The sequence below is a fragment of the Acinetobacter sp. YH01021 genome, from assembly GCF_013420255.1.
In the GTDB taxonomy this organism is placed as follows: Bacteria; Pseudomonadota; Gammaproteobacteria; order Pseudomonadales; family Moraxellaceae; genus Acinetobacter.
Window position 1 is genome coordinate 1 of record NZ_VOYO01000002.1, and the last position, 25,512, is coordinate 25,512.

21 protein-coding genes, 2 tRNA genes and 1 pseudogene are annotated in these 25,512 nt (G+C 43.8%); 16 read left to right on the forward strand and 8 right to left on the reverse strand.

Translation table 11 applies throughout. The features are described 5' to 3' along the window. Positions 1-89: pseudogene (locus tag FTT86_RS01765) on the forward strand (IS5/IS1182 family transposase); the annotation flags it as partial. A gap of 131 nt (positions 90-220) precedes the next feature. On the opposite strand, the gene FTT86_RS01770 reads toward FTT86_RS01765, so the two are convergent. Beyond that, positions 221-625 (reverse strand): hypothetical protein, encoded by a 405-nt coding sequence (locus FTT86_RS01770; protein WP_004645721.1) that lies wholly within the window; start codon positions 623-625, stop codon positions 221-223. Between the two features lie 174 nt (positions 626-799). Here FTT86_RS01770 and radA point away from each other — a divergent pair, with 174 nt between their 5' ends. The 13 genes from radA (at position 800) to FTT86_RS01835 (ending at position 17,696) form a co-directional block, all read left to right on the forward strand. Then, on the forward strand, positions 800-2,191 hold the full coding sequence (gene radA / locus FTT86_RS01775; RefSeq protein ID WP_180180424.1) for a DNA repair protein RadA: 1,392 nt from the start codon (positions 800-802) through the stop codon (positions 2,189-2,191). Positions 2,192-2,310: 119 nt separating this feature from the next. Next, on the forward strand, positions 2,311-3,315 hold the full coding sequence (locus tag FTT86_RS01780; RefSeq protein WP_180180425.1) for a Tim44 domain-containing protein: 1,005 nt from the start codon (positions 2,311-2,313) through the stop codon (positions 3,313-3,315). Positions 3,316-3,538: 223 nt separating this feature from the next. Continuing rightward, positions 3,539-3,895, forward strand: a complete 357-nt coding sequence (locus FTT86_RS01785; protein ID WP_005106369.1) for a hypothetical protein — start codon at positions 3,539-3,541, stop codon at positions 3,893-3,895. A 1-nt stretch (position 3,896) separates the two neighbouring features. After that, positions 3,897-5,630 (forward strand): PepSY domain-containing protein, encoded by a 1,734-nt coding sequence (locus FTT86_RS01790; protein ID WP_180180426.1) that lies wholly within the window; start codon positions 3,897-3,899, stop codon positions 5,628-5,630. Then, complete coding sequence (locus FTT86_RS01795) at positions 5,627-5,965, forward strand: DUF3325 domain-containing protein (RefSeq protein ID WP_180086270.1); 339 nt, start codon at positions 5,627-5,629, stop codon at positions 5,963-5,965. The genes FTT86_RS01790 and FTT86_RS01795 overlap by 4 nt, the downstream gene beginning before the upstream one ends. Before the next feature lie 97 nt (positions 5,966-6,062). After that, positions 6,063-6,587 (forward strand): tetratricopeptide repeat protein, encoded by a 525-nt coding sequence (locus FTT86_RS01800; protein ID WP_180037128.1) that lies wholly within the window; start codon positions 6,063-6,065, stop codon positions 6,585-6,587. Between the two features lie 107 nt (positions 6,588-6,694). After that, on the forward strand, positions 6,695-7,552 hold the full coding sequence (locus FTT86_RS01805) for a DUF4062 domain-containing protein (protein WP_180180427.1): 858 nt from the start codon (positions 6,695-6,697) through the stop codon (positions 7,550-7,552). Between the two features lie 190 nt (positions 7,553-7,742). Further along, complete coding sequence (gene ahcY / locus FTT86_RS01810; protein ID WP_180180428.1) at positions 7,743-9,125, forward strand: adenosylhomocysteinase; 1,383 nt, start codon at positions 7,743-7,745, stop codon at positions 9,123-9,125. Between the two features lie 182 nt (positions 9,126-9,307). Then, on the forward strand, positions 9,308-10,144 hold the full coding sequence (gene metF / locus FTT86_RS01815) for a methylenetetrahydrofolate reductase [NAD(P)H] (protein ID WP_004731833.1): 837 nt from the start codon (positions 9,308-9,310) through the stop codon (positions 10,142-10,144). Positions 10,145-10,181: 37 nt separating this feature from the next. Continuing rightward, entirely contained in the window at positions 10,182-10,892 is a 711-nt protein-coding gene (locus FTT86_RS01820) for a 16S rRNA (uracil(1498)-N(3))-methyltransferase (RefSeq protein ID WP_004731835.1), read from the forward strand. A 177-nt stretch (positions 10,893-11,069) separates the two neighbouring features. Further along, entirely contained in the window at positions 11,070-13,946 is a 2,877-nt protein-coding gene (locus tag FTT86_RS01825) for a bifunctional diguanylate cyclase/phosphodiesterase (RefSeq protein WP_180180429.1), read from the forward strand. A gap of 140 nt (positions 13,947-14,086) precedes the next feature. Beyond that, positions 14,087-16,366 (forward strand): NADP-dependent malic enzyme, encoded by a 2,280-nt coding sequence (locus tag FTT86_RS01830; protein ID WP_004280528.1) that lies wholly within the window; start codon positions 14,087-14,089, stop codon positions 16,364-16,366. A gap of 94 nt (positions 16,367-16,460) precedes the next feature. Continuing rightward, positions 16,461-17,696: a multifunctional CCA addition/repair protein gene (locus FTT86_RS01835; RefSeq protein WP_180180430.1), complete on the forward strand. Its 1,236-nt coding sequence runs from the start codon at positions 16,461-16,463 to the stop codon at positions 17,694-17,696. 84 nt (positions 17,697-17,780) lie between these two features. Here FTT86_RS01835 and epmA read toward each other — a convergent pair whose 3' ends face one another. The 5 genes from epmA to greB all read right to left on the reverse strand — a co-directional run bounded on the left by epmA (position 17,781) and on the right by greB (position 21,033). Next, positions 17,781-18,755, reverse strand: a complete 975-nt coding sequence (gene epmA, locus FTT86_RS01840) for an EF-P lysine aminoacylase EpmA (protein WP_180180431.1) — start codon at positions 18,753-18,755, stop codon at positions 17,781-17,783. After that, positions 18,752-19,819, reverse strand: a complete 1,068-nt coding sequence (locus FTT86_RS01845) for a 4-phosphoerythronate dehydrogenase (RefSeq protein ID WP_180180432.1) — start codon at positions 19,817-19,819, stop codon at positions 18,752-18,754. Before FTT86_RS01845 ends, epmA begins: the two co-directional genes overlap by 4 nt. A gap of 180 nt (positions 19,820-19,999) precedes the next feature. Further along, a tRNA-Ser gene (locus FTT86_RS01850) sits at positions 20,000-20,089 on the reverse strand. A gap of 271 nt (positions 20,090-20,360) precedes the next feature. Beyond that, positions 20,361-20,450 (reverse strand) — tRNA-Ser (locus tag FTT86_RS01855). Positions 20,451-20,538: 88 nt separating this feature from the next. After that, the gene (greB, locus tag FTT86_RS01860) at positions 20,539-21,033 is read right to left on the reverse strand and encodes a transcription elongation factor GreB (RefSeq protein ID WP_004645740.1); all 495 of its coding nucleotides are present in this window, start codon (positions 21,031-21,033) and stop codon (positions 20,539-20,541) included. A 362-nt stretch (positions 21,034-21,395) separates the two neighbouring features. Between greB and FTT86_RS01865 the strand changes: the two genes are divergently transcribed. Continuing rightward, positions 21,396-22,511 (forward strand): transglycosylase SLT domain-containing protein, encoded by a 1,116-nt coding sequence (locus FTT86_RS01865; protein WP_153566826.1) that lies wholly within the window; start codon positions 21,396-21,398, stop codon positions 22,509-22,511. A 93-nt stretch (positions 22,512-22,604) separates the two neighbouring features. On the opposite strand, the gene FTT86_RS01870 is transcribed toward FTT86_RS01865, so the two are convergent. Next, entirely contained in the window at positions 22,605-22,991 is a 387-nt protein-coding gene (locus FTT86_RS01870) for an SCP2 sterol-binding domain-containing protein (protein ID WP_004280536.1), read from the reverse strand. Between the two features lie 206 nt (positions 22,992-23,197). Next, positions 23,198-24,124, reverse strand: coding sequence for a tRNA 2-thiocytidine(32) synthetase TtcA (gene ttcA, locus FTT86_RS01875; protein WP_004280538.1), 927 nt, complete (start codon positions 24,122-24,124; stop codon positions 23,198-23,200). Between the two features lie 499 nt (positions 24,125-24,623). On the opposite strand from ttcA, the gene FTT86_RS01880 reads away from it, so the two are divergent. Then, a complete protein-coding gene (locus FTT86_RS01880; protein ID WP_180180433.1) occupies positions 24,624-25,496 on the forward strand; it encodes a lytic transglycosylase domain-containing protein in 873 nt (290 codons plus the stop codon). The last annotated feature ends 16 nt before the right edge of the window (positions 25,497-25,512 follow it).

Sequence of the window (25,512 nt, forward strand, 5' to 3'; positions counted from 1 at the left end):
GAGGAATAGCTACTCGATATGACAAGCTCAAAAGAAATTATCAAAGTTCTGTTGCTTTAGCCTGTATATTTTTATGGCTACCTTTATAGGGTTAATTATGAACAGTAAATGTCAACAGACCCTAATTGATAAGTTATTTAACTACTCAACTTAAATAGTAAAGAGCCACGTCAATCGTGGCTTTTTATGCTTCATCTTTTCCATTCTTCATCATGAAAATTTAGCAACGTAAACCACTACAAGCCAGCTTGTCCCACTCAGATTCAAGCTCCAACGCTAGTCCTAAAGATAAAACAAAAAACTGAATGCCTTTAATTTTCATATTGCCCTGTTCATCTTCCAGATATCCACTCAATTTTTGATAGGTTTTATGATGCAGATCAAAAGGTACATCCAGATAAAGACCACCTAGGTAGATTTCACTATGGACGGTTTGATCCACACCTAAACACGGCATATAGACAATGCCCTGTTGCTCTAGCCAGCCGATTAACATTTGGCGAACCGAGTTTGCGTCCCGATCTGGATGTACATAATGATCAAAATGCACAAACAGCACATCACGGTTTTTTTCACGTGCGATCGCATCAATATGTTTCAGCAATTGTGACAAGATCTGTTCCATTCCAGCATAACAAGATGGGCATTATAGAAGGCGTTGACGCACAGCATTCAAATCAGCATAAATAAAAACGACAAGACTTGTCGTAAAAACCATGATTTTTCAGGTGAAAGACTTGGTTTTCGATGGCATTCACCGCTATGCTGTCACTCAATTTCAATCGCTTCATCTTCAAATATGGCTAAAGCAAAAAGTGTGTATCGTTGTGAACAGTGTGGTGCCGATCATCCAAAATGGTCGGGGCAGTGTTCTGAATGCGGGGAATGGAACAGCCTGGTTGAGGTGACCATTGCACCGGCAGTGACGCATCGCGCCCAGCCAAAAATCGGTGGTGGATATGCAGGCCAGGCGTCCAGCATCACGACTTTAAATCAGGTCTCAGTCTCTCATGAAACCCGTCTACCAACGGGTATCAGCGAATTTGACCGGGTCTTGGGTGGCGGACTGGTGACCGGGTCGGTGGTCCTGATCGGCGGTGATCCCGGGATTGGTAAATCTACCATCTTGCTACAAACAGCCACACACATGGCATCTGCCAAAAATCCGGCCCTGTATGTGACCGGTGAGGAATCCTTGTCTCAGGTGGCTTTACGTGCCCAGCGTCTGGATCTGCCGACCGACCAGCTCAAAGTCATGGCAGAAACCTGCGTCGAACGTATTTGTGAAGTACTGGCCCAGCAACGTCCTGCGGTGGCAATCCTGGACTCGATCCAAACCCTGTACACCGAAACCCTGCAATCTGCACCAGGTGGTGTCTCACAAATTCGTGAATCAGCGGCCTTGTTGACCCGTTTTGCCAAAAATAGTGGCACGTCTTTGTTTCTGGTCGGTCATGTAACCAAAGAAGGCGCACTGGCCGGCCCACGTGTACTGGAACATATGGTGGACTGTGTGCTGTATTTTGAAGGCCAGTCGGATTCACGTTACCGGATGATCCGAGCGGTCAAAAACCGTTTTGGTGCGGTCAATGAGCTCGGTGTGTTCGGCATGACCGATAAAGGTCTGCGCGAAGTTTCCAATCCTTCAGCCATCTTTTTAAGCCGTTATGATGAAGCGATTCCCGGTTCGATTGTAATGATCAGCCGCGAAGGTACGCGCCCGCTACTGGTTGAGGTTCAGGCACTGGTCGATGATGCACATGGCCAACCAAGACGCGTAGCGCTTGGTTTGGATCAGAACCGTCTAAATATGCTCCTTGCAGTCATGCATCGGCATGGTGGTGTGCAAACCTCCGGCCAGGATGTTTATGTCAATATTGTCGGTGGATTGAAAATTACCGAAACAGGTTCGGATCTGGCGGTACTTCTCGCCTGCGCTTCCAGCATTCGTGGCAAAGCCTTACCGCAACAGCTGGCGGTTTTTGGGGAAGTCGGACTGTCTGGAGATATTCGCCCTGTGCCGAACGGTCAGGAACGGCTGAAAGAAGCGATTAAACATGGTTTTAAATACATTATTGTCCCTCGCGGCAATGCACCGCAAAAATCCATCGAGGGCGTGCAAATTATTGCAGTTGCGCGTTTACATGAAGCCTTAAGCGAGGCAATGGCGCTGAGTGATGAACTCAATTAACTGTAAACCGGCTCATTTCGTATAAAGAGCAAAAAAAATACAGATTTTTGATTGAAATTCCACACAAAGCCTATATAAATAGACTGTACAAACAGGTTTTATTCTCATAGGAAAAATGAATGGAAGTTCGACAGCGCGGTTTGATCACAGGTATCTTGACAGCAGTTTTATTGGTTGCGCCTTTTGCAGCTGAAGCAAAACGTGCCGGTGGCGGTAAAAGTCACGGCATGCAACGTTCTGCACAACCTACTCAATCTTATCAACAACCTCGTCAAGCTGCGCCTGCTCAACAAGCGCCAGTTGCCGGTGCTGCAACCCAGCAAAAATCCGGTCCGGGTGTCGGCGGCATGGTTGCCGCGGGTGTAGCCGGTGCTGCGATTGGTGCAGTTGCTGCCAATGCCTTGGCGGATGATCAAAGTGTAGCAGCATCTGAAGCTCAGGCTGCTCAAGCCGAAGAGGAAAAAGGTGGTATTCCAGGCTGGATCTGGATCCTTCTTGCTGCTGCTGTTGCCTTCTTCATTTTCCGTAAAATGGGCGCAAAAAAAAAAGTAGCTTCTAACCCATACGCACCAAATAGCGGTGCTGCCAATGCAGCACCTTTTGGTCAGGCACCGACTGCACCTCGCGGTGGTGACAGTACCAATATTTTTGGTCAGAATGTGGGTGGTCAAACGTCAAGCAACAATGCTCCGTTCGGTTCTGCTCCGGTAAATAACGCGCCTTTTGGTGCAGCTTATACCCAAAGTGGCAGCCAGTTACCGGATGGTACTGAACCTGCAGCATTCTTGCGTGTAGCGCGTCAGCGTTTTAACCATATTCAGTCCATGAATACAGCAAGCAACATTTCTGAAATTCAGCGTTATCTGACTCCTGAACTTTATCAGTCAATGTATAACGACATCATGAGCAATCAGGATCAGGATGTTGCCGAGTTTTCAAATCTGAATGCGATGGTCGTCGACTCATCGACTGACAATGGCCAGTATATTGTCAGCGTACGCTTTACAGGTACGGTAAGCGAAGACTTAAACAGCTTGCCGCAACCGTTCGCAGAAATCTGGCATTTCACCAAACCAGCAGGTTCAAATCAGGACTGGGTGGTTGCAGGTATTCAGCAAGACTAATCGTGAATAAATGAAGTTTAGACAGCGGCCTTCGAGCCGCTGTTTTTATTTTCAAGCCTTACATTTTGATCTTTTTTAATTCCCTTCCCCCTCTCTTTTTTAACTTAACTTCCAGTTTTACTTATTTTTCATATAAATAGTTCAACAACCCATATTTAAAATCTAAACAATAATTGTTATCATTACCATTAATTACTTCATAAGTTTGTAAATAGAATTTTCGATGATGAATAGTCCGAATATGCAAGCCATAGCGACTGGAACAGTTACTGCACCGAAACCATCAAGCAAAAATAAAGTCAAAGCAAATATGCTGGCTTATCGTGGGATGATTTTATATCGCTTTATTCTGGCGGGTGCTGGCGGTTATCTACTGGCTACACTGGCAACGATCGTGATTGCCCAGCTTTTTATCGACAGTGGAAGCAGTGCAGCCATGTCCGCCACCCTGATTGGCTTTAGCTTGAATGCTGCTGCATTTATCTGGGTATTTATGGTGAATAAGACGCTCAAAGCTACGCTCGGGATCGCGATTCCCGGTGTTTTACTCTATATCGCCTATAAGCTTTTAGGAAATTGAGATGAGAGTAGATGCAAAACCCGAAGGTCCACGCCAGTCGATGTCGTGGTTGCATACCTGGGCCAGTCTGATTTTAGGCTGGCTTTTATATGCGATTTTCTTGACCGGAACCTTAAGCTTTTTCCAGAACGAAATTACCGTCTGGATGAAACCGGAATTTCATCAATCAGTTCCACCAAAGACTCAAATCGAACAAACCCGTGTGGCACTGGCTTATCTGCAACAGCACCATCCGGATGCTGGCAGCTGGGCAATCCAGCTTCCTAACTCACGCCAAAATACTACCACCCTGACTATTCGTAGTGCCGGCGAAGATCCGCGTGCCCGTCGTGGCGGTACCCGTGTGACGATTGACAGCGCCACCGGCGAAGTTTTGCAAGCGCGTGAAACACGCGGTGGTTCATTCTTATACCGTTTCCACTTTGAATTGTATGGTTTGCCAAGAATCTGGGCGCGCTGGATGGTCGGCGTTGCGACCCTGCTCATGCTGGTGGCAATCATCAGCGGTGTCATTACCCATAAGAAAATTTTCAAGGATTTTTTTACTTTCCGTCCCGGCAAAGGTCAGCGTTCATGGTTGGATGCACACAATGCTACTGCGGTATTTGCCCTGCCCTTTCACATCATGATTACCTTCAGTGGCTTATTATTATTGCTTTTTACCCTCATGCCCTGGGGCGTAAACCAGATTTATGAAAATCGTGGTGCTTTCCTTCAGGATCAACGTAAGAGTTTGGTTCAAGACAACAGTATTCAGGCTGAATCCCGTGAAAGCCATAGTGAGAGCAAAGAACGTCGACCGCAAGCTGAGAGAGAAAATCGTGGCGAGCGCGGTGAAATGTCTGCACGCAGTGAAGGTCGCCGCTCTCGTGATGAAATGCAAGCTGCACCTCCTGCACCGTCAACCGATCTGAATCCGATCTTGGCAACAGCAAAGAAAGAATGGAAAAACAACCCGGTTGGCACGATAACCATCATCCAGCCAAATACCGTAAAAGCAGAAATTGAGCTTCGTGCCTTAAACGGAGTCAGCGTAGCTTATCGTAATGTTTATCCGAGCCTTGCTTTCAATGGTGTGACCGGTGATTTAGAGCCGGATCAAACCACCCTGAAAACGCCTTCAGTCGCAAATGGTATCTATAACATGTTCACCACACTACATGAAGCACGTGGCGTAGATCTGGCGTTACGCTGGTTATTGTTCATGTCAGGTGTGGTGGGTACCTTGATGATTGCCACCGGCTTGATTCTATGGTGTGTCAAACGTGCACCACAGCAACAGAAACAAGGCTATAAATCGTTTGGTTATCGCGTGGTTGAAGTCACCAATATCGCTGCCATTATTGGTTTACCTGTTGCCTGTGCTGCCTATTTCTATGCCAACCGTTTTATTCCGGCAGACATGGACATGCGTCTGAACTGGGAAATACGTAGCTTCTTTATTGTCTGGTTACTGACTTTACTGTATGCCATGATTCGCAGTCATCGACAAGCTTGGCTAGAGCTTCTCATGCTTGCAACTGGGACATTTGCCTTGCTCCCAATCGTCAATTTTCTGACCGGCGGTCAGGCGATCTGGAACACCATTATGCATGGTCAATGGGTCATTGCTTCTTTTGATCTAGCGATGTGGGTGCTTGCGATCTTGTTCTGGTTTTCATTTAAAAAAGTGAAAAACCATAAAGGCTTGTCGCCTAAAAAAGCCAAGGTTGCTCTCAAGGAGAATCAGTCATGATGTTTTTCTTACTGATTTGGGCTTTAACTTCACTGGGTTTCTTTGCGCTTGCAACGTCTATGTCCAAACATCAAAAACAGATTTTTGACACAGAACTCAACCCTGCAAAAACACAACTTGCGACTATTCTCGGTTGGGTATTGCTCATACTCGCCCTGATTCTGTGCCTGTGTACAGGAGCTATCAGCAATATGATCAGTTACTGGCTGGGTAGTCTGACTTTTGCAGCACTGGTGGTCGGCTTAAGCCTGAGTTATCTGGCAAGTAGAATTAAAGTGATCGTAATGTTCTGTGTGTTCATCGCCTCGATCTCAGGGATTCTTTGCTTGATCTAATCATTTGATTGACCAATCTCTTTAAAAAGCTGACTTTCGGATTGGCTTTTTTGCTTTAAACCTTTTAGTCTACACACAATATTTTTGAGATGTTGATATGACCCAGCGTGTTTCTCCCTCTGCTGTCCTGACCAATCTTGCCTTAGCCGGTAATGCTGAAGCGCAATTTGAACTGGCTGAGCTGTATATGCAAAGCGAGCATGATGATGACATCATTCTGGCTGAAGAATGGGCATTGAAAGCTGCCAACGGCGGGCTGGTGGATGCAATGTACTGGTTAGGTGAAGGTTATACCGTTTATGCCAAAGAATTAGCAGAAGAAGATCCGGAAGAATCTAAAGCTCACTTTGAGTTAGCCTATTACTGGTTAAGCAAGGCCAATATTGAGAAGCACCCTGCTGCGACTTTAGAGCTGGCCGGTTTCTACCGTCGCGGTGACGTGATTGAAAAAGATGTAGAGAAATCAATTTCTTTAGTCAAACAGGCTGCGGCATGGGGTGAAGTTCAGGCCATGCGCGATCTTGCTTTTATTTATGCCAATGGTCTTGGTGTTGTAGCTGATGACATAAAGGCAGATTACTGGACACAAAAAGCAGATGAGATTGAACAGGAAATAGAATAAATAAAAAGCCCGTCAGATGATGGGCTTTTTATTATAAAAATAATCTGGCTCAATTGAAAAAGCACATATATATTAGTCGTTAATATTAATAATATTCTGATAACAATATGGCTTACCAAGCAACCGTATTAAATGTAATGATCGCATCACCTAGTGATGTGATAGAGGAAAGACAACTCGTCCGCGATGCAATTTATGAATGGAACGCAATTCACTCTAAGCAATTTGGTGTAATGCTAAATCCTGTCGGCTGGGAAAATAATGTTGCCCCTCAAATGGGAAGTCGGCCTCAAGAAATTATCAACAAAAGTATTCTGAATGATTCAGATATTCTGATTGGTATTTTCTGGACTCGCCTAGGTTCACCAACTGGCGAATATGTTAGTGGAACAGTAGAAGAAATAGCGAAACACTGCGAAAAAAATAAATTAGCTTCGATATATATTTCTAAAAAGTCTTACCCTCCCAATATTGATTTACAGCAATTACAGTTTTTAAGAGATCAAACCCAAATTTGGCTTAAAGAAGGGTTATTAGAATTTTATGACAATCATTCTAACTTTAAACAAAAAATTAAAGATCATTTATCTATCCAAATTCAAAATAATGAATATGTTCAATCTATCTTAACAAATGTTCTTCCTTCCTCTACCCAAAACGTTGCCAATCCAAAAACTACAATTGAGCCAACAGAGGAAATGGTACAAATATTATTAAATGCAGGCGATGCAGAGAGTCAAATTCACTTCCGGCGATATTTAGGTGGTCAATCCCTATTTGTAGGCAATCTAAACCTTGATCTTGATAAGGCTAGAGAATTAGCTAAATGGGAAGATGCTCTTAATGAATTAGTGAATTTAGGTTTAATTAAGGATCGAGGTTATAAAGGTGAATTATTTGATTTAACTAAAGAAGGTTGGAAAGCTTTTGACCAATTAAAAGCTCAACTTGAAGAAAGTAAGTAATATTATCTTTTTCAACTTGGCTCATGTTTAGATTCCAAGTACAATACTGCGCTAGTCGAGGGATGCTGCGACGTTTTACAGGCACTAAATGTAAAATCGCTAGGCTCGACCATCGGTCAGACATTCGTTCTGATCAACAACGGCATCCGCGAACAGAACGATCCAATCTATTTTTTCCTAGGAGATCCTGATGAACGCGGTTACTGCTTCATTTACAGATTACAAAGTTGCTGATATTTCACTTGCTGATTACGGCCGTAAAGAAATCAAACTTGCTGAAGCTGAAATGCCAGCCCTCATGGGTCTGCGTAAACGCTACTCAGCAGTAAAACCGCTTGCAGGCGCGAAAATTCTCGGCTGTATCCACATGACCATTCAAACAGCTGTTCTTATTGAAACACTGGTTGAATTAGGCGCAGAAGTTCGCTGGACTTCATGTAACATCTTCTCAACTCAAGACCATGCTGCTGCTGCTATCGCTGCTGCAGGCATTCCTGTGTTTGCCTGGAAAGGTGAAACTGAAGAAGAATACATGTGGTGTCTTGAACAACAAATCAATGTAAATGGCACGCCTTGGGATGCCAACATGATTCTGGATGATGGCGGCGACTTAACGCTACTTGTTCATGAAAAATACCCAGAAGTGATTGCAAAAATTCACGGTGTAACTGAAGAAACCACCACAGGTGTTCAACGTCTGTACGAAATGCTTCGTGATGGTACTTTAAAAGTTCCTGCAATCAACGTAAACGATTCTGTTACTAAATCTAAAAACGACAACAAATACGGTTGCCGTCACTCACTTAACGACGCAATTAAACGTGGTACAGATATGCTGTTATCTGGCCGTCGTGCGCTTGTGATCGGTTACGGTGACGTGGGTAAAGGTTCTGCTCAATCACTTCGTCAAGAAGGCATGATTGTACGTGTTACTGAAGTTGATCCAATCTGTGCGATGCAAGCATGTATGGACGGTTACGAAGTTGTATCTCCATACAAAAATGGCGTGCAAACTGGTAAGAAAGAAGACATCAATGTTGATCTTCTTCAAAACACAGACCTTATCGTAACTACAACAGGTAACTACCACGTATGTGACGCTGCAATGCTTGATTCATTAAAAGCTGGCGCAGTTGTTTGTAACATCGGTCACTTTGATACTGAAATTGATACAGCTTACCTACGTGGCTACAAGTGGGTTGAAGTTAAACCTCAAGTACACCAGGTGTATCGTTCAGAAAATGAAAATGATTACCTGATCCTTCTTTCTGAAGGCCGTTTGGTGAACCTTGGTAATGCGACTGGTCACCCATCACGTATTATGGATGGTTCATTTGCCAACCAGGTATTGGGTCAAATGCATTTATTCGCTGAGAAATTTGCTGATCTTCCAGAATCTGAAAAAGCTGCACAAATTCGTGTAGAACTTCTTCCTAAGAAATTAGATGAAGAAGTTGCTGCTGCGATGGTTGCTGGTTTCGGTGGTGTCTTGACTCAATTGACTCAAGAACAAGCGGATTACTTAGGCATTCAAGTTGAAGGTCCATTCAAGTCTGATGCTTATAAATACTAATTAAACTCCACCCTCTCCCTAACCCTCTCCCATAGGGAGAGGGAACATTCATTACCAAATGTATGTCATCGAGGGTAAATCCTCTCCTGAGCGTGCTTAAAGCACTGCTTTGAAGCTCAGCGCAAGAGAGGATTTAGGAGAGGTAAAACTAATTAAAAAGTATTTATAAAAAGGATTTGAACATGTCTAAACAGATTCCAATTTCATTTGAATTCTTCCCGACCAAAACTGATTTAGGTGCGGAAAAACTCAAAGTTGTGCATCAAGAGCTACAACTCTTAAATCCAGAGTTCTTCTCTGTGACCTATGGTGCTGGTGGTTCCACTCGTGAACGCACCCTGTCTACTATCAATGACTTTAATGGCAAAGGCGCACCTGTTGCCCCTCACTTGTCTTGTATTGGCGATGACAAAGCACGTATTGCTGAACTTCTAGACCTGTACAAATCTCAAGGCATTAACCGTATTGTTGCCCTGCGTGGTGACTTGCCTTCAGGCCAAGTAGGTTTGGGTGAATTACCTTATGCAGCTGATCTGGTTCGCTTTATCCGCGAACATTCAGGCGATCATTTTAAGATTGAAGTCGCAGCTTATCCGGAAATGCATCCTCAGGCTGAAAGCTTTGACAAAGACATTCAGCACTTTGTTGATAAAGTCAATACAGGTGCCAATGCTGCTTTAACTCAGTTCTTCTTCAATCCAGATGCTTATTTCTATTTTGTAGATCGTATCCAGAAAGCAGGAATCGATATTCCAGTTGCGCCAGGCATCATGCCAATTACCAATGCCAGCAACCTGATTCGCTTTGCTGATGGTACCGGCGCTGAGATTCCACGCTGGATTCGCAAGCAACTGGCAACCTATGGTGACGATACTGCTAGCATTAAAGCCTTTGGCCATGAAGTTGTGGTTAAATTCTGTGAGCGTCTGCTTGCAGGTGGTGCACCAAGTTTGCATTTTTACACCATGAATACTACTGACCCGACCCGTCAGCTGGTCACCGATCTTGGTTTAGCTTAAGCCCTTTATTTCACCGATTTTTTGAGTAGAACGATCAATGCCACGTTTTTATATAGATGCTGATTTAACTGTTGATGTCAGCCTTGAGCTTACGGAAACTGTATTTCATCATTGGGTAAAGGTTTTACGCGCGCAAGTCGGTGAAAGCGCGACCCTGTTCAATGGACAGGGTGGCGAATATGACGTGACTTTAACCGAGGTTGCTAAAAAATCAGCCACCGTCTCGGTCAATGCATTTAATCCTGCCAATCGCACACCAAAGTTCCAGGCTTTGCTCGGTCAGGTGATGAGTAAAGGCGACCGTATGGATTATGCGATTCAGAAAGCAGTCGAACTGGGCGTTTCCGAAATTCAGCTGCTGACTTCGGATCGTTGTGAAATGCGTTTAAAGTATGATCGCGACCAGAAAAAGCTGGATCACTGGCAAAGCATTGCTATTGCGGCTTGTGAACAATGTGGTCTAAACATTGTGCCTGAAATTTTAGCGCCCATGTCACTTGAAAAATGGCTGGATACTGAACTTCCGAACACCAAACTGGTTTTAGCACCCAATAAAGATGAAACAGATGTACTGGCAGATGCGACTTTAGATCTTGCCCTGCTGATTGGCCCCGAAGGTGGCTTGAGTGAGGCAGAAATTAGTGCCGCAAACCAGAAAGGTTTTCTCAACTGGTGTATCGGCGAGCGTGTCCTGCGTACCGAAACTGCTCCTGTTGTTGCCCTGTCAATTTTGAATTATGTGCTTTAGTTAATCGGATGGGTAAAAATTTGTCTTTAATTTTGTTGATTTTTACTTTTAAGACATCTAATCTCGACTAAAGAATAATAAATACTTATTAATTGATTTCACACATTTCCTGGGGTTTTTATAACAACAATGCACAAGGACGAAAACCGTTTAGGATGAATACAGGCATTGAATCACATGGTTGATAATCAGGACGACTATATTCAGCAGCATTTGCATGATGCTCAAATTGCGAATACGCTTCGCCATAGTCGCTATTTTTTGCTCAGTATCATGTTGATTTGCCTCTATATTTTTTGTATTTATCACATTCAATATAGTCCTTCTAATACGTATTTTAATACCTGGTTTATTCTGACAGAACTTCTGGTCAGCATGTGCTGGCTGGTGAATACGCTGTATTTCAAACCCGAACAATATAATCAGAAAAGCGCGCACCGCTGGTTACAGATGCAGAGCCTTGCAGTCGGAAGCTGTATCGCGGCCGGTATTTATACAATTTATTACTATTTGCCGCAGGCCAATCCTGTATTTGAAGATATTGAAGCACTGACCTTGTCTGCCTTGTTGCTGATTGTAAGCCAAGTATTTGGCCTGACCTACCTGACCCAGAAACTGAGCTATTTTTGTCTGGTCTTTTTGCCGTCCTTATTCCCTTTTTTACTGTCGCAGCTTGACCATGTCGGTCATTCCAATCCCTTTTTTGGTCTGGCCTTAAACTTTGCGCTCATAGTGATTCTGCTGTGCGCGACAAGTAGTTATCGAATTCACAGCCGCACCTCACGTCTGTATGCGGAAAATGATATTTTGGTGAAAAATGCAGAACAGCAAGTGCATTGGACTGATGAACTGTGCCAGCAACTCAAAACTGAAGTCAATAAATCCAAAGATATTGAACAGCAATTACAGCTCAGTAACCAATTGCTGGAGCAAAAAGTACGGGAACGTACCTATGATATTGAACAGATCAATCATGACCTGAAGAATCAGCAGCAGAATCTAAAACTTGCACATGAAATTGCCGGTATTCGGCCATGGGACTGGAATATTCAAGAGCGCAGCATCACCTTAACCAATCATAAAGACGAAAAGATTCTGCGCGATTCCAAAGATCATCATCTGCAATTACAGTATCTGATTCACCCTGAAGATCTGGCCTATTTTAAGCGCAATATGAAGCAGCATCTGCGTGGCCAGATTGAACGCTATGATGCCACTTACCGGATCAAGCTCAGTGAAGGTGGCTGGAGTTGGGTACATGATATTGGCCGGGTGATCAGTCGTGATCCTAAAAATAAAAAACCCTTGCGTATGGTGGGCATCCGTCGTGATATCCAGCAGGAACGTCTGTCTCAAGAACGTTTAAAGCTGGTGGCCAGTGTACTGGAACAGGCTGCGGAAGGGATTTTCATTCTGAATCCTGAATTAGATTATATCGATGTCAATCCTCACTACGAATACTTGAGCGGTTTTGAGCGTGACGAGATTATCGGTAAATCCTTATTTGATATTGCAGTGCAAAATAAATCCCAGCAACGTACTTTTCAGGCCAATATTGTCAAACAGATTCAAAAGATTGGCTCTTATGATGGAGAGGTTTATGCAAAATTTCTGTCTGGTAAAGAGTCGACCTTATGGCTGCATATTAATGCCGTGACTGATGATGAAGGCAGGATTACTCATTATATTGGTATCGTATCAGATCTGACTGAACGTAAATTACAGGAACAGCGCCTGTCCTATCTGGAAAATTATGACACGCTGACTGACTTACCGAACCGCTTTTATTATAATTATCAGCTGCATCAATATCTAGTTTCGCAAAAAGACTCGATTAAAGAGATGGCTGTGATTCGGCTTAACATCGACCGTTTCCGGCCATTAAATGAATACCTGTCCAATAACGGCGGTGATGAACTTTTACGCCAGGTGGCGCAGCGGCTGCGGATGACCAATGCAGAAGCGCTATTTGTGGCACATCTAAATGGTGATGATTTTGCGATTCTCTATGAAATCTCACATATTCGCCCTTCAGTTCAACACCATTGTGAACGCATCGCTCAGGCCTTTAGCAGACCATTCAATATTTACGGTCAGGATCATGTGATTACCCTGTCCATGGGCGTGGCATTCTATCCTGATCATGGCCGTCAGCTGGATTATTTAAATAATTGCGCCGAACAGGCATTGAACGAAGCCAAAAATCTTGGCGGCAATACTATTCACTTTTATTCCAGTGAAAATCATTCATTACAGAACAAAGGGGTTTTTCTGGAACGGGATCTGCGTAAAGCGATCCAGAATAATGAACTGGTGGTGTATTATCAGCCAAAAATCAATTTCAGCGATCAAAGCATTTATGGCTTTGAAGCGCTGATTCGCTGGAACCATCCAGAAAAAGGTATTATTGCACCAGGGCTGTTTATCCCCTTAGCGGAACAGACCAGCCTGATTTCAGACATTGGCCGCCTAGTGATCCAGCAGGCCGCTAAACAGATTCGCCAATGGAATGATCTGGGCTTTAATCATATTTGTGTATCAGTCAATATCGTGGCGCAGCAATTGCGTCGTGGTCAATTACTTGATGATCTGGACCAAGCCATTGCAGACAACCAGATTTCTGGCGCCAGCCTGGAGCTGGAAATTACCGAATCTTCTTTAATTGAAAATTCGGAAGCGGTCAAAAACCTGCTGAATGAAATTAAACAGCGACATATTCATATTGCCCTAGATGATTTCGGTACAGGTTATTCTTCTCTCTCCTATCTTGCTGATTTTCCGATTGATACCTTAAAAATTGATCGCAGTTTTGTTTGCAAGATTGGGGAAAATAAGCAGGCAGCCATTGTCAGTGCCATGGTGGCCATGGGTAAAGCCATGGGCATGACCGTGGTCGCGGAAGGCATCGAGACTGAAGAGCAGCTAGAATATCTACGTGATTTAGACTGTGATATTGCCCAAGGTTACTTATTTTCCAAACCGCTTCCTGAGCAGGATGCAACCGCTTATTTAGTGCGAGACAAGACACATCAGACTTATATATCTCAAGTCTAAGTCCATACCCGACCACAATAAGTTTGTTGGAAAAACGGCCGTCTTTGTCTGTCCGAACTGGCTAACAAATGGTATATTCAGGAACATAAATAAATTCTTTGCCCGCTGACCGGGTAATCTTTACAACGATCGAGAGACTGATGGACGAACAATCTTTAAAGCAACAGGCCCTTTATTATCACGAGTTTCCTACCCCGGGGAAAATCAGCGTTACACCAAGCAAACAATTGGTCAACCAACGTGACTTGGCCCTTGCTTACTCGCCTGGCGTAGCTGCACCATGTCTTGAGATTGAACGCGACCCTTCAACTGCTGCATTGTATACGGCTCGTGGTAACCTGGTTGCTGTCGTGACCAATGGTACTGCCGTGCTTGGCCTGGGTAATATTGGTCCTTTGGCTTCTAAACCTGTTATGGAAGGTAAAGGCGTATTATTCAAAAAATTTGCTGGCGTTGATGTATTCGATATCGAAATTGCTGAAAATGATCCAGACAAAATTGTGGATATTGTCGCTGCATTAGAACCGACTTTCGGCGGGATTAACCTTGAAGATATCAAGGCGCCAGAGTGTTTCTATATCGAGCAAAAATTGCGTGAACGCATGAATATTCCGGTATTCCATGATGATCAGCACGGTACTTCGATCATTGTCGGTTCTGCGCTCCTCAACGCATTGCAAATCAACGGCAAAAAAATTGAAGACATCAAGATTGTGGCTTCAGGCGCGGGTGCTGCTGCACTGTCTTGTTTGAATCTGCTTTGCGCTCTGGGTGCTAAAAAAGAGAACATCATCGTTGCCGATTCACGCGGTCTGCTGACTACGCATCGTGAAGGCCTGGATGAATCCAAGAAAGCCTATGTACAAGACATCGAAGCTACTCAGCTTGGTGACGTGATTGCGGGTGCAGACATGTTCCTCGGTCTTTCTGCTGCGGGCATTCTGACCAAAGAAATGGTCAAGGTCATGGCTGAAGATCCGATCATCTTTGCCTTGGCAAACCCGGATCCAGAAATTCTGCCTGAACATGCACATGAAGTCCGTGATGACGTGATTATGGCAACCGGCCGTTCTGACTATCCGAACCAGGTGAATAACGCACTGTGCTTCCCGTACATCTTCCGTGGTGCGCTGGACGTTGGTGCAACCACCATTAACGAAGAAATGAAAATTGCCTGTGTCCACGCGATTGCACGTATGGCACACGTTGAAGCTGATGCGGCAACCTATGGTGAAAAATCGGCATCATTTGGCCGTGAATACCTGATTCCGGGCCCACTGGATCAACGTTTGATTCTAGAAATCGCACCTGCTGTTGCACAAGCAGCAATGGATTCTGGCGTGGCAACACGTCCAATCACGGATTTCTCGCATTATCGTCAACGTTTGTCTGAGTTTGTCTACAACTCTGCATTCATGATGAAACCAATCTTTGAACAGGCTAAATCTGATCCTAAACGTATTGCTTATGCAGAAGGTGAAGACCTGCGTGTACTTCGCGCAGTTCAAATCGCGGTAGATGACGGTTTGGCAATTCCGATTCTGGTAGGCCGTCCAGCTGTCATTGAAGCCAACATTAAAAAATTGGGTCTGCGTCTTGAAGATGGTGTGAATATCACGATTGTTGATCAGGAAAAGAACCCGAACTATGAAATGTTTGCAGATGATTACTACAACATCATGCAGCGCAAGGGTGTAACGCCTGAATATGCACAGCGTGAAGCACGTCGTCGCTCGACCCTGATCGCAGCGATGCTTGTGAAACATGGTATGGCAGACGGTATGCTGTGTGGTACGTATTCAAGCTACGACATTCACCTGGACTTCGTCAGCAACATCATTGGCAAGAAAGATGGTCATAACACTTTCTTTACCTTGAATGCCTTGATGCTTGAAGACCGTAACCTGTTCATTGCCGATACGTATGTCAATACTAATCCAACGGCTGAACAGCTGGCTGAAATGACCATTCTGGCTGCTGAAGAAGTTCGCCGTTTTGGTATGACACCACGTATTGCCCTGCTTTCTCATTCAAGCTTTGGTTCAGACCAGCATGATGCCAGCGCGCAAAAAATGCGTAAGGTGTATGACATCCTGTCTGAAATCGCGCCTGAGCTGGAAGTTGAAGGTGAAATGCACGGTGATGCTGCACTGGATGAGAACATTCGTCAGTTTGCATTCCCTAATTCACGTTTCAAAGGCTCTGCAAACTTGCTGATCATGCCGAATCTGGATGCTGCCAATATCTCGTTTAACCTGTTAAAGGCAACTTCAGGCAACAACGTAACGATTGGTCCAATTCTGTTGGGTGCTGCGAAACCTGTGCACATTTTGACGCCGACTGCGACTACGCGTCGTGTAATCAACATGACCGCACTCACTGTTGCAGAAATCCAGCAAGCGGAACAAGATGCACTTTAAGCCAATGACAAGATAACGACGCATCAGCCTCGTTTCTTAACTTGAGAAAACCTCTATTCTGTAGCATGATGCTTGTAAGAATAGAGGTTTTTTCATGCAAGTTTATTTAGTAGGGGGCGCAGTTCGAGATCATTTGCTCGGACACCCCTATCACGAAAAAGATTATGTGGTTGTTGGTGCAACTCCCGCGCAAATGCTTGACTTAGGCTATCAGCCCGTAGGCAAAGATTTTCCTGTTTTTCTACATCCCCAAACAAAAGAAGAATATGCACTGGCGCGTACCGAACGTAAATCTGGCGCCGGTTATCATGGTTTTGAGTTTCATACCGATGTCAGCGTTACACTGGAGCAAGATTTGATTCGTCGCGATCTGACCATTAATGCCATGGCCATGGATGATGCCGGCCAGGTTTATGATCCTTATGGTGGTCAACAGGATCTGGAAAACCGGATTCTACGTCATGTTTCCGATGCATTTGTCGAAGATCCATTACGCGTGCTACGCATTGCCCGTTTTGCTGCCCGTTATACCAGTGCAGGTTTTGTGATTGCCGATGAAACTTTGGCGTTAATGCAGCGCTTGACTGAATCGGGTGAATTAAATGCATTGACACCGGAACGTGTATGGAAAGAAACTTCGCGTGCATTATCTGAACGCCATGCTGATGTGTATTTTGAAGTATTACGTCAATGTGGTGCTTTAAAGGTGCTATTCCCTGAGATTGATGCCTTATATGGCATTCCGCAACGACCTGAATATCATCCGGAAATTGACTGCGGCATTCACACGATGATGTCCTTGCAGCAGGCATGTCGTCAAAATTATAGCCTGGATGTACGTTTTGCCGTTTTAGTGCATGACTTAGGAAAAGCTTTAACGCCGGTTGAAGAATTACCGCGACATATCATGCATGAAGAGCGTGGCATCAAGCCAGTGAATGAACTGTGTGACCGTTTAAAAGTGCCGACGTATACCAAGCAGCTGGCTTTGGCGGTGTGCAAAGAGCATCTGAAATGCCATCAGGCCTTCAATCTTAAGCCGGGAACCTTATGGCGATTATTGCAACGTCTGGATGTGTTACGTCGCCCTGAACGTGTCGAAGCTTTCGTCCAGGCGTGTGAATGTGATTCACGTGGCCGTCTAGGTCTGGAAGATCGTGCTTATCCACAAGCACAATATGTCCTCGATGCCATGCAAACCGTACGCGCCATCAAGGCACAAGACCTGCCTGCCGATATTCAGGGTCCGGATATTGGTGAAATGCTGATTGAACGACGGATTCAGGCACTTGGTGAGCTTAAAGCACAACAAACCGCAACAATTGAATAATAAAAAAAGCACCTTCGGGTGCTTTTTTAATGGCTTAATTTCTCTTTATCAAAAAAGGAATTGAGAAATATTGAATCAGTACCATCAGGAAATATCTGCCGGAAAGCTGATTACTTGCTCCAGTTTCATTTGATTGGTTGCAATCATCAACAAACGGTCAATTCCGAGGGCAATTCCTGAACATTCCGGCATGTTCGGTAAAGCCCCAAGCAAATATTCATCGATGGGCATGACATGCAAGCCCAGCTTGGCCCGCTCTGCATTATCTGCCTCAAAGCGCGAACGCAATACGTCGGCATCAATCAGCTCATCATAGGCATTGGCCAACTCCAAACCTTCGATATACAACTCAAAACGTGCGGCGACCAGTTCACCATCTTCATCGATTCGGGTTTTCGCCAGAGAGGCCATTTCAGGGGGGAAATCGGTCAGGAATACTGCGGTATCAAACCCCAGACTCGGTTCAACCATATGTGAAAATAATAGGTCGATATAGCCAAGACGATCATTTCCCAGATCCAGATTAAGACCAACGCGACGGCAGCAATCTTTCAATTCTTGTAAAGTTGCCTGAAGCGGATTGAGATCCAGACGATCCATGAACACGTGCTTATAACTCAGAATGGTCGGACGTATTTCGCCAAAACGTGCTTTCAAGGTCACATTCAACAGATCAGATACTTCAAACATCAAATCTTTTAAACTAAATCCCGGACGATACCATTCCAGCATGGTGAATTCGCTATTGTGCTTACGCCCATGTTCATCATCACGGAAGACTTTACAGACTTGATAAATGGGTCCAGAGCCACTGGCCAATAAGCGTTTCATGGCAAATTCGGGTGAGGTCTGCAAATAATGTGTATGCGCTTTACCCAGCACATGGCGCTGGGCCTGTACCGAGGCTAAATGCACATCAGTCACACCGGCTTGAGACAAAATCGGTGTTTCGACTTCTAATACATCGCGCTCAGCAAAAAACTGACGGATTTGACGATATAAATTCGCCCGCGCGTGCATGGCTTGAAGGTCACAAGTGGGTTGATACGTCATCGTCATGCCTTCGGCCCACCATGTGCTGCCCACTCACGACGCAGCGGATAGGTTTTACGTAAATGATCAAATGCCTGCTGATCGATTTTGCCTTCTTTGAGACAGGCACGTAGATTGGCATCATCACGAGCAATGTCATAAATTTGGGATAAATGCTGTTGCAATGCCATTTTTACATCCTGCCCCTGAAAAAACTGCTCACAGATAGGCAGCTGGGATTCAAACTGTTTATTGGCTGCAAAACCGAAAGTTTGACAAAAAGCTTCGTAAATCATCTGGGTACCACGTGCCTTGCCTTCCAGGCTATAGCCGGCAATATGCGGAGTCACCAAAGTCACCAGATCCAGAAGTTCTGCTGAAATCAGCGGTTCGTGTTCAAAAACATCCAAAATTACGGGGCGTTGTGTCGCTTTAATATCTTGAATTAAGGCAGTTTCTTCAATCACTGGCCCACGCGCTGAGTTAATCAGGATCGCGTCAGGCTGCATTTTTGCCAACGCAGTAGCATTAAATAAATGATAGGTTGGATATATGCCTGTTTTGGTTAAAGGGACATGAATTGAAACGGCGTCCGCCTGCTGCAGCAGTTCATGAAATTCGACTTGATCAACCTGCTCTCTTTGCACAAAAGGATCGCAACCGATCACGCGCCAGCCCAAGAGCTTCGCCATATAAGCCAGTCGGGTTCCGACATTACCCAAACCGACAATACCCAGGGTAAATGTCGTATTGGCATCGAGTAATTCAGGACGTACCTGCAATAATGCGGTAATGACATATTCAGCCACTGCTTGCGCATTACAGCCGGCTGCATTACTCCACTGAATCCCATGTTGTTCTAATGCAGCAATATCCAAATGATCTGTACCAATGGTGGCACTGCCCACAAATTTGATCGAACTATTCTGTAGCAGTACTTCATTGACCTGAGTCACTGAACGTACCAGCAAGCTATCGGCATCTTTGACATCATCTGCGCTTAAGGTTCGCCCTGCACAATGTTGAATGTCACCAAATTCGGAAAAGAAATAATCGGTAAATGCCAGATTTTCATCTGCGACAATTTTCATAATGAAATCCATATGATGCTTGGGCGTATGATAGCGCGTTGGCGCCTCTGACTCTATATTTGGCCGATACGCCCATTTTTCAAGATTTTATGCCTTGAGTTCAGGACTGAGGAATTGAGTATTCAATATCTGCAGCCTAAAAAGAAAAACCCCAATCTTTCGACTGGGGTTTTAAAAATTTGGCGGAAGCGGTGAGATTCGAACTCACGGAGGACTCACACCCTCGTCGGTTTTCAAGACCGGTGCATTAAACCGCTCTGCCACGCTTCCTTGGCCGCCATCATATAAATAAATTAGATTTTTGGCAATAAAATTTAGCGAAACTTCTATAAAAAGCGGCTTATTCAGCTAAAAATTATCCGAAATCAAAGCCAACCTGGGTATTTTCAATCAAAGATTTGAATCTTGAAATGATCTTGAGTTGTATTTAACTCAGTAGAGAATAATGAGAGAAATAACCACATTCAGCATCAAGCGGATCAACAACTGAAAAATATTCAGACATAAAAAACCCAGTCAAATTGACTGGGTTTTTAAAATTTGGCGGAAGCGGTGAGATTCGAACTCACGGAGGACTCACACCCTCGTCGGTTTTCAAGACCGGTGCATTAAACCGCTCTGCCACGCTTCCATGGCCGACATGATATAAACAAAAATCATGCTTGGCAAATATTTTTATGCTTTCACTGCATCAACTGCACAAAATAAAATCAATTACATTAATCTGCTGAATTTTCTGGCTTTTCATAACGAATTGAGTTGATGAACCAAAGTTTCTTGCCGGAGGGGGTCAATACCTCGGCCTCATCATCGACCTGCTTGCCTAATAACGCGCGTGCCATCGGTGAACTGATCGAAATATGCTGCGGATGATGATCATAAATTTCATCTACACCGACAATACGTAAAGTTTTTTGTTCACCTTCTTCATTTTCAATGTCCACCCAGGCACCAAAATAAACCTTACCCTCCTGCTCCGGGGAAAAATCGATGATTTTCAGTTCTTCGAGGCGCTTGCCGAGATACCTGACCCGTCGATCAATTTTACGCAAAATTTGCTTGTTATATTGGTAGTCTGCGTTTTCAGAACGGTCGCCGAGACTGGCTGCCCAGTTCACTTTTTTGGTAATTTCAGGACGCTCTTCATGCCAGAGATTCTTAAGTTCTGCCACCAATTTATCGTGTCCAGCACGGGTGATTAAGTTGGATTTCATACGTCTTGCTGATCATATTTTCAGTGTTTTAACTTACAAACAGCTTATTTTATTTACCATTTTAACACAATGGCAAAATTCCAAAAAAATTAACTTTATATTTCAATACCTTAAAATTATTTTTAAAAATAATTTGTGTACAAAATTTGACAATCGTTTTTTAGATCATTAATATGCCACCAACTTCCGGAAATGCTTACTTTTTAATCTATGTAGTTTTTCTACATAATTATCTTTAAATCTCTTGTCATTTTGAATGACGTCATGACTGCCCAACCCTTATTGAATTTATCAAACTGTTAAAATTTCTGGCTTTGTTGGCTGTGATTTTTAGGGCATAAATTACTTGTAGCGGAGACAACATGCACAGTAGTTCATCCACTGGGTCGAGGCTTTGCCTAAGATCTGTAATTTCTTCTCTCCCTTTGAAAGCACTTGTACTGAGCACTGCATTTATTCCCCTACACAGTATCAATGCAAGTAAGACCACACTTCAGTTTGATCATGTGGTCAATAGTAATAAGTTGACCGTAGTTGCGGTTGAAAATCCGACCACCGTATTTCAGGATGGACAACATCTACATGGCTTCGGTTATGATCTGGTTCGTAACTATGCCAACAATTTGAATGTAAAGCTCGATTTTAAAATCGTTCCTGATAATAATACGGCACTACAATGGGTTGCTCAGGGTAAAGCCAATCTGGCCATGACGACTACTGATATACGCACCATTGAAAATAAGCGTTTGACGTCATTCTCAGCCACTTGTGGCGATGAATCTATTCTGTCGAGTAATGGCTTGAATACCAATTTAAATCTGGTGTTTAAATCTGCTACAGATCCTTTGAGCCAGACGGCCAGTGCTTTTGTCTGCAAAGGCAAACAAAGTGGTGCCATCAAGCAGCTTGCTTCATTTTATAATCAGAATGTGGTGAAAGAGGAATCTTGGACCACCATTCAACGTGATTTGAACAACCGTCTGCCGATCTATGAAGCGAGTTTTAAACAGACAGCGCAGCAGTATGACCTGGATTGGCATTTACTGGCGGCCATTGGTTATCAGGAATCTTATCTGAAACCGAATTCAGTTTCTCCGACGGGTGTGCGTGGTTTGATGATGCTGACCAACAGTACAGCCAAAGCAATGGGCGTGAGTAACCGTACTGATCCGGCTCAAAGCATTCAGGGTGGTGCCAAGTATTATGATCAAATGCTTAGTCGCTATGATCATATTCCTTTTCCAGATCGAAACTGGTTTGCACTGGTGGCTTATAATATGGGCCCAGGTGCAGTGAATCAGTTGCAAAAGCGCATTCAGTCGCAAGGCAAGAACCCGAATAACTGGGTGAATTTATATGCCTATCTGGATCAAAATAAAGCCAATAATGGTCGCTACCGTCAAGCGGTACAATATGTGACCCGTATTCGTGCTTATCTGGAGCATATCAAGACCACACCACAATTGGTGAATATCTAAGCTGAAACCTTAGCGTTAATCAAAATGCCATAAAAAAAGCTTACCTCAGGGTAAGCTTTTTTGGTCTTCATTCAGGCTAATGTCTTAGCAGAATTAAGCCGTAGTATTTTCAAGCACTTTCTTGAACAAATCTTTTTGTTCCTGACTTGGCTTTGCAGTTTGAAGTGCCATCAATTGTGACATATCACCCTGTACTTTGATTTTGCCGGTCATGAAGGCCTGCATCGCAGCAGCCATATCAAATTCCAGGAAAACTTTACGTAGAGTTTCGCCATCCATATTCAGCGTGGTTTTGGCATTTGAAGACAAACCTTTCTTGATTGCCCCACCATCTAAAGATAGTTCAGTATTACCTGTAGTGTCCGCTACAACCAAATTAATCGCAAGGTTCGCCAAAGCTGGTGGCAAATTCAAATCGCCAGCTTGCGCAGTTAGAGTTTCTACAGTTGAAAACCAATCATCAGTTAAAAAAGCAGGCATGATCTTTCCTCAAATTATTTGTTCATTTGTGTCGACTATCCAGACGACATCATGTTGAAGCTATTATGCTTGTGCTTTGTTATATCATGATCATTAGCGCAAAGGCTAACGAATTTTGTACGCGCCGTTCAATTTTTGTAGTTCTATTTTTATTTATGTTTATAAGCAGACATCAACCCGCAGGCTGATGTCTACACGTTCTAAAATTAGTCTGCAGCAAAGCCCAGATTGACCATATTGATCCGGCGGTTCTCGCCTTCCACAGCTTCTTCAGTTGAATCACCGCCTTTGAAGTCGAATTCACGCTGGCTGTCCAGCACTTCAAAATCAAATAATTCACGATCGACCAGCTGCGATGGCGAAACATTTTGCAATGCGCCAAAAATGCTGTGCAGACGTTTTGGATGTGCTTTATCCCAATCACGTAACATGTCATTGATAATTGCGCGCTGCAGGTTGTCCTGAGAGCCACATAAATTACATGGAATAATTGGAAATTGACGCATTTCTGCATATTTAATGATGTCTTTTTCTTCCACATAGGCCAGTGGACGAATCAGAATGTTCTTTTTGTCTGAAGACAACAGTTTTGGTGGCATAGCTTTCAAGCTGCCGCCATGGAACAGGTTCAGGAAGAAAGTCGCCAGGATATCATCACGGTGATGGCCTAAAGCAACTTTGGTCGCGCCAATTTCCTGCGCAAAACCGTATAAAGAACCACGACGCAAACGCGAACAGACTGCACAGTAGGTTTTACCTTCAGGCGTCAACTTTTTGGTGATGCTGTAGGTGTCTTTTTCCAAAATGTAATACGGAATGTTATTTTCTTCTAAATAACGCGGTAATACATCTTCCGGGAAGCCTGGCTGTTTCTGGTCCAGATTCACAGCCACTACATCGAAATTGATCGGTGCGATGCGCTTGAACTGTAGCAGGATATCCAACAGGGTATAACTGTCTTTACCACCAGAAATACACACCATGACCTTATCGCCTTCTTCAATCATCTTGAAGTCACGAATGGCATGTCCGACCTGGCGGCGAAGCTTCTTCAACAAACGGTAGTAGGCTGAGCTTGTTGGCAGTTCAGGTTTGAAATTAAATCCTTGTTCAGACTCAACTGGCGAGTACATAGACGAGATTAACCCATAAAAAAAATACCGCGCAATTTTAGCCGATTCGGACCGCTATCGCATCAAAAGAATTTATTTTCATGAAAATGTCTTATTAGTTTCATTTTCATGTTTTATTTAGATTGATATATTGAACGATTGCGTTCATTTTTTAGTCAAGATGCTTATCTTTTGGACTTTTCCACAGTTGTCCACAAAAGCTGTGGATAACTTTGTGGATTGAAACAGACTTGACAACTTGTCCGGCTCAAAAGATAAGGCTTTTCTTTAAATTGATCATTTTTTGATCAATTTAATTGTTAATAAAAATCAATTAGTTAACTCTGTCAAGCCTAAGGTTTTAAATTAAATCATATTTTTTTTTCTACTGCTAAAATGTAAAAAATGACTTGCATTTACAAACTCGTTTATAAATGCAGCGCACAAGTCTTTTCATTCCGTAATTTTTTGTTAAACTCTTTATTAAATTTATCTCGCTTGTGTTTACTTAATATAAACAATGAAAATAAATGTGCATGTTTTGGGGCGTTATGGGATCAGTGGTTTGCTATTGGCAAGCTGTTGTCACTTTGCTTATGCCGGTCAAACGATCTATCAGTTACGTGACAGTAATGGCAGTACTTTATTGACCAATAAGAAAAGTCGCTATAACCATCTACAGGTAGAAAAGAAAACCTATTATCCAGACAGCAATATTCACAGTTATAGCAACTGGGGCTCGAGTGAAGCTTCTGTATTGCCTAGCTATAGTAGAAATAAAAATGCCTATGACTCGATTATTCGTCAGGCAGCACAAACCTATGGCGTGTCTGAAGGCTTGATTAAAGCCGTGATGCATACCGAATCCGGTTTTAATGTACAGGCACGCTCTCCAGTCGGTGCACAGGGCTTAATGCAACTCATGCCGGCGACTGCCCGTCGTTTTAATGTCAGCAACGCTTATGACCCGCAGCAGAATATTATGGCAGGCGCCAAATATCTGGCCTGGTTATTAAAACGGTTTAATGGTAATACCACCTTGGCACTGGCAGGCTATAATGCCGGTGAAGGCAATGTCGCCAAATATAAGGGTGTGCCACCGTTTCGTGAAACTCAGGACTATGTCCGTCGTGTCAGCAGCCGTTATCAGAACTTATATGCCCAAGGAATTGGCAATGCTAGTGCTGCCTATACAGCATCTTCTGATACTGGCCGTGTGATTGCCAGTTCTGACAATTATTCGACTGGAACCACCACAGCTTCCAATATTCAGGCTGCCAAGTATCAGCGTCAGATCATTGCTCAAGCGGATGGCAGTTTCACCGATGCACCGGCAGGCTCTTATGCCACCGCCAATGCGTCAGCATCTGCAAAAATATATTTAAGTGAATAATTCCTAAACAGCTTTG

Excerpts from the sequence above, each read along its gene's own strand:
- greB (WP_004645740.1), bottom strand. The coding sequence starts at position 21,033 with ATGAAATCCAACTTAATCACCCGTGCTGGACACGATAAATTGGTGGCA.
- FTT86_RS01780 (WP_180180425.1), top strand. The coding sequence starts at position 2,311 with ATGGAAGTTCGACAGCGCGGTTTGATCACAGGTATCTTGACAGCAGTT.
- FTT86_RS01835 (WP_180180430.1), top strand. The coding sequence starts at position 16,461 with ATGCAAGTTTATTTAGTAGGGGGCGCAGTTCGAGATCATTTGCTCGGA.
- FTT86_RS01820 (WP_004731835.1), top strand. The coding sequence starts at position 10,182 with ATGCCACGTTTTTATATAGATGCTGATTTAACTGTTGATGTCAGCCTT.
- FTT86_RS01785 (WP_005106369.1), top strand. The coding sequence starts at position 3,539 with ATGATGAATAGTCCGAATATGCAAGCCATAGCGACTGGAACAGTTACT.
- FTT86_RS01830 (WP_004280528.1), top strand. The coding sequence starts at position 14,087 with ATGGACGAACAATCTTTAAAGCAACAGGCCCTTTATTATCACGAGTTT.
- FTT86_RS01790 (WP_180180426.1), top strand. The coding sequence starts at position 3,897 with ATGAGAGTAGATGCAAAACCCGAAGGTCCACGCCAGTCGATGTCGTGG.
- FTT86_RS01880 (WP_180180433.1), top strand. The coding sequence starts at position 24,624 with ATGAAAATAAATGTGCATGTTTTGGGGCGTTATGGGATCAGTGGTTTG.
- FTT86_RS01870 (WP_004280536.1), bottom strand. The coding sequence starts at position 22,991 with ATGCCTGCTTTTTTAACTGATGATTGGTTTTCAACTGTAGAAACTCTA.
- FTT86_RS01770 (WP_004645721.1), bottom strand. The coding sequence starts at position 625 with ATGGAACAGATCTTGTCACAATTGCTGAAACATATTGATGCGATCGCA.
- FTT86_RS01865 (WP_153566826.1), top strand. The coding sequence starts at position 21,396 with ATGCACAGTAGTTCATCCACTGGGTCGAGGCTTTGCCTAAGATCTGTA.
- FTT86_RS01795 (WP_180086270.1), top strand. The coding sequence starts at position 5,627 with ATGATGTTTTTCTTACTGATTTGGGCTTTAACTTCACTGGGTTTCTTT.
- FTT86_RS01845 (WP_180180432.1), bottom strand. The coding sequence starts at position 19,819 with ATGAAAATTGTCGCAGATGAAAATCTGGCATTTACCGATTATTTCTTT.
- FTT86_RS01805 (WP_180180427.1), top strand. The coding sequence starts at position 6,695 with ATGGCTTACCAAGCAACCGTATTAAATGTAATGATCGCATCACCTAGT.
- FTT86_RS01800 (WP_180037128.1), top strand. The coding sequence starts at position 6,063 with ATGACCCAGCGTGTTTCTCCCTCTGCTGTCCTGACCAATCTTGCCTTA.
- metF (WP_004731833.1), top strand. The coding sequence starts at position 9,308 with ATGTCTAAACAGATTCCAATTTCATTTGAATTCTTCCCGACCAAAACT.
- radA (WP_180180424.1), top strand. The coding sequence starts at position 800 with ATGGCTAAAGCAAAAAGTGTGTATCGTTGTGAACAGTGTGGTGCCGAT.
- FTT86_RS01825 (WP_180180429.1), top strand. The coding sequence starts at position 11,070 with ATGGTTGATAATCAGGACGACTATATTCAGCAGCATTTGCATGATGCT.
- ttcA (WP_004280538.1), bottom strand. The coding sequence starts at position 24,124 with ATGTACTCGCCAGTTGAGTCTGAACAAGGATTTAATTTCAAACCTGAA.
- ahcY (WP_180180428.1), top strand. The coding sequence starts at position 7,743 with ATGAACGCGGTTACTGCTTCATTTACAGATTACAAAGTTGCTGATATT.
- epmA (WP_180180431.1), bottom strand. The coding sequence starts at position 18,755 with ATGACGATGACGTATCAACCCACTTGTGACCTTCAAGCCATGCACGCG.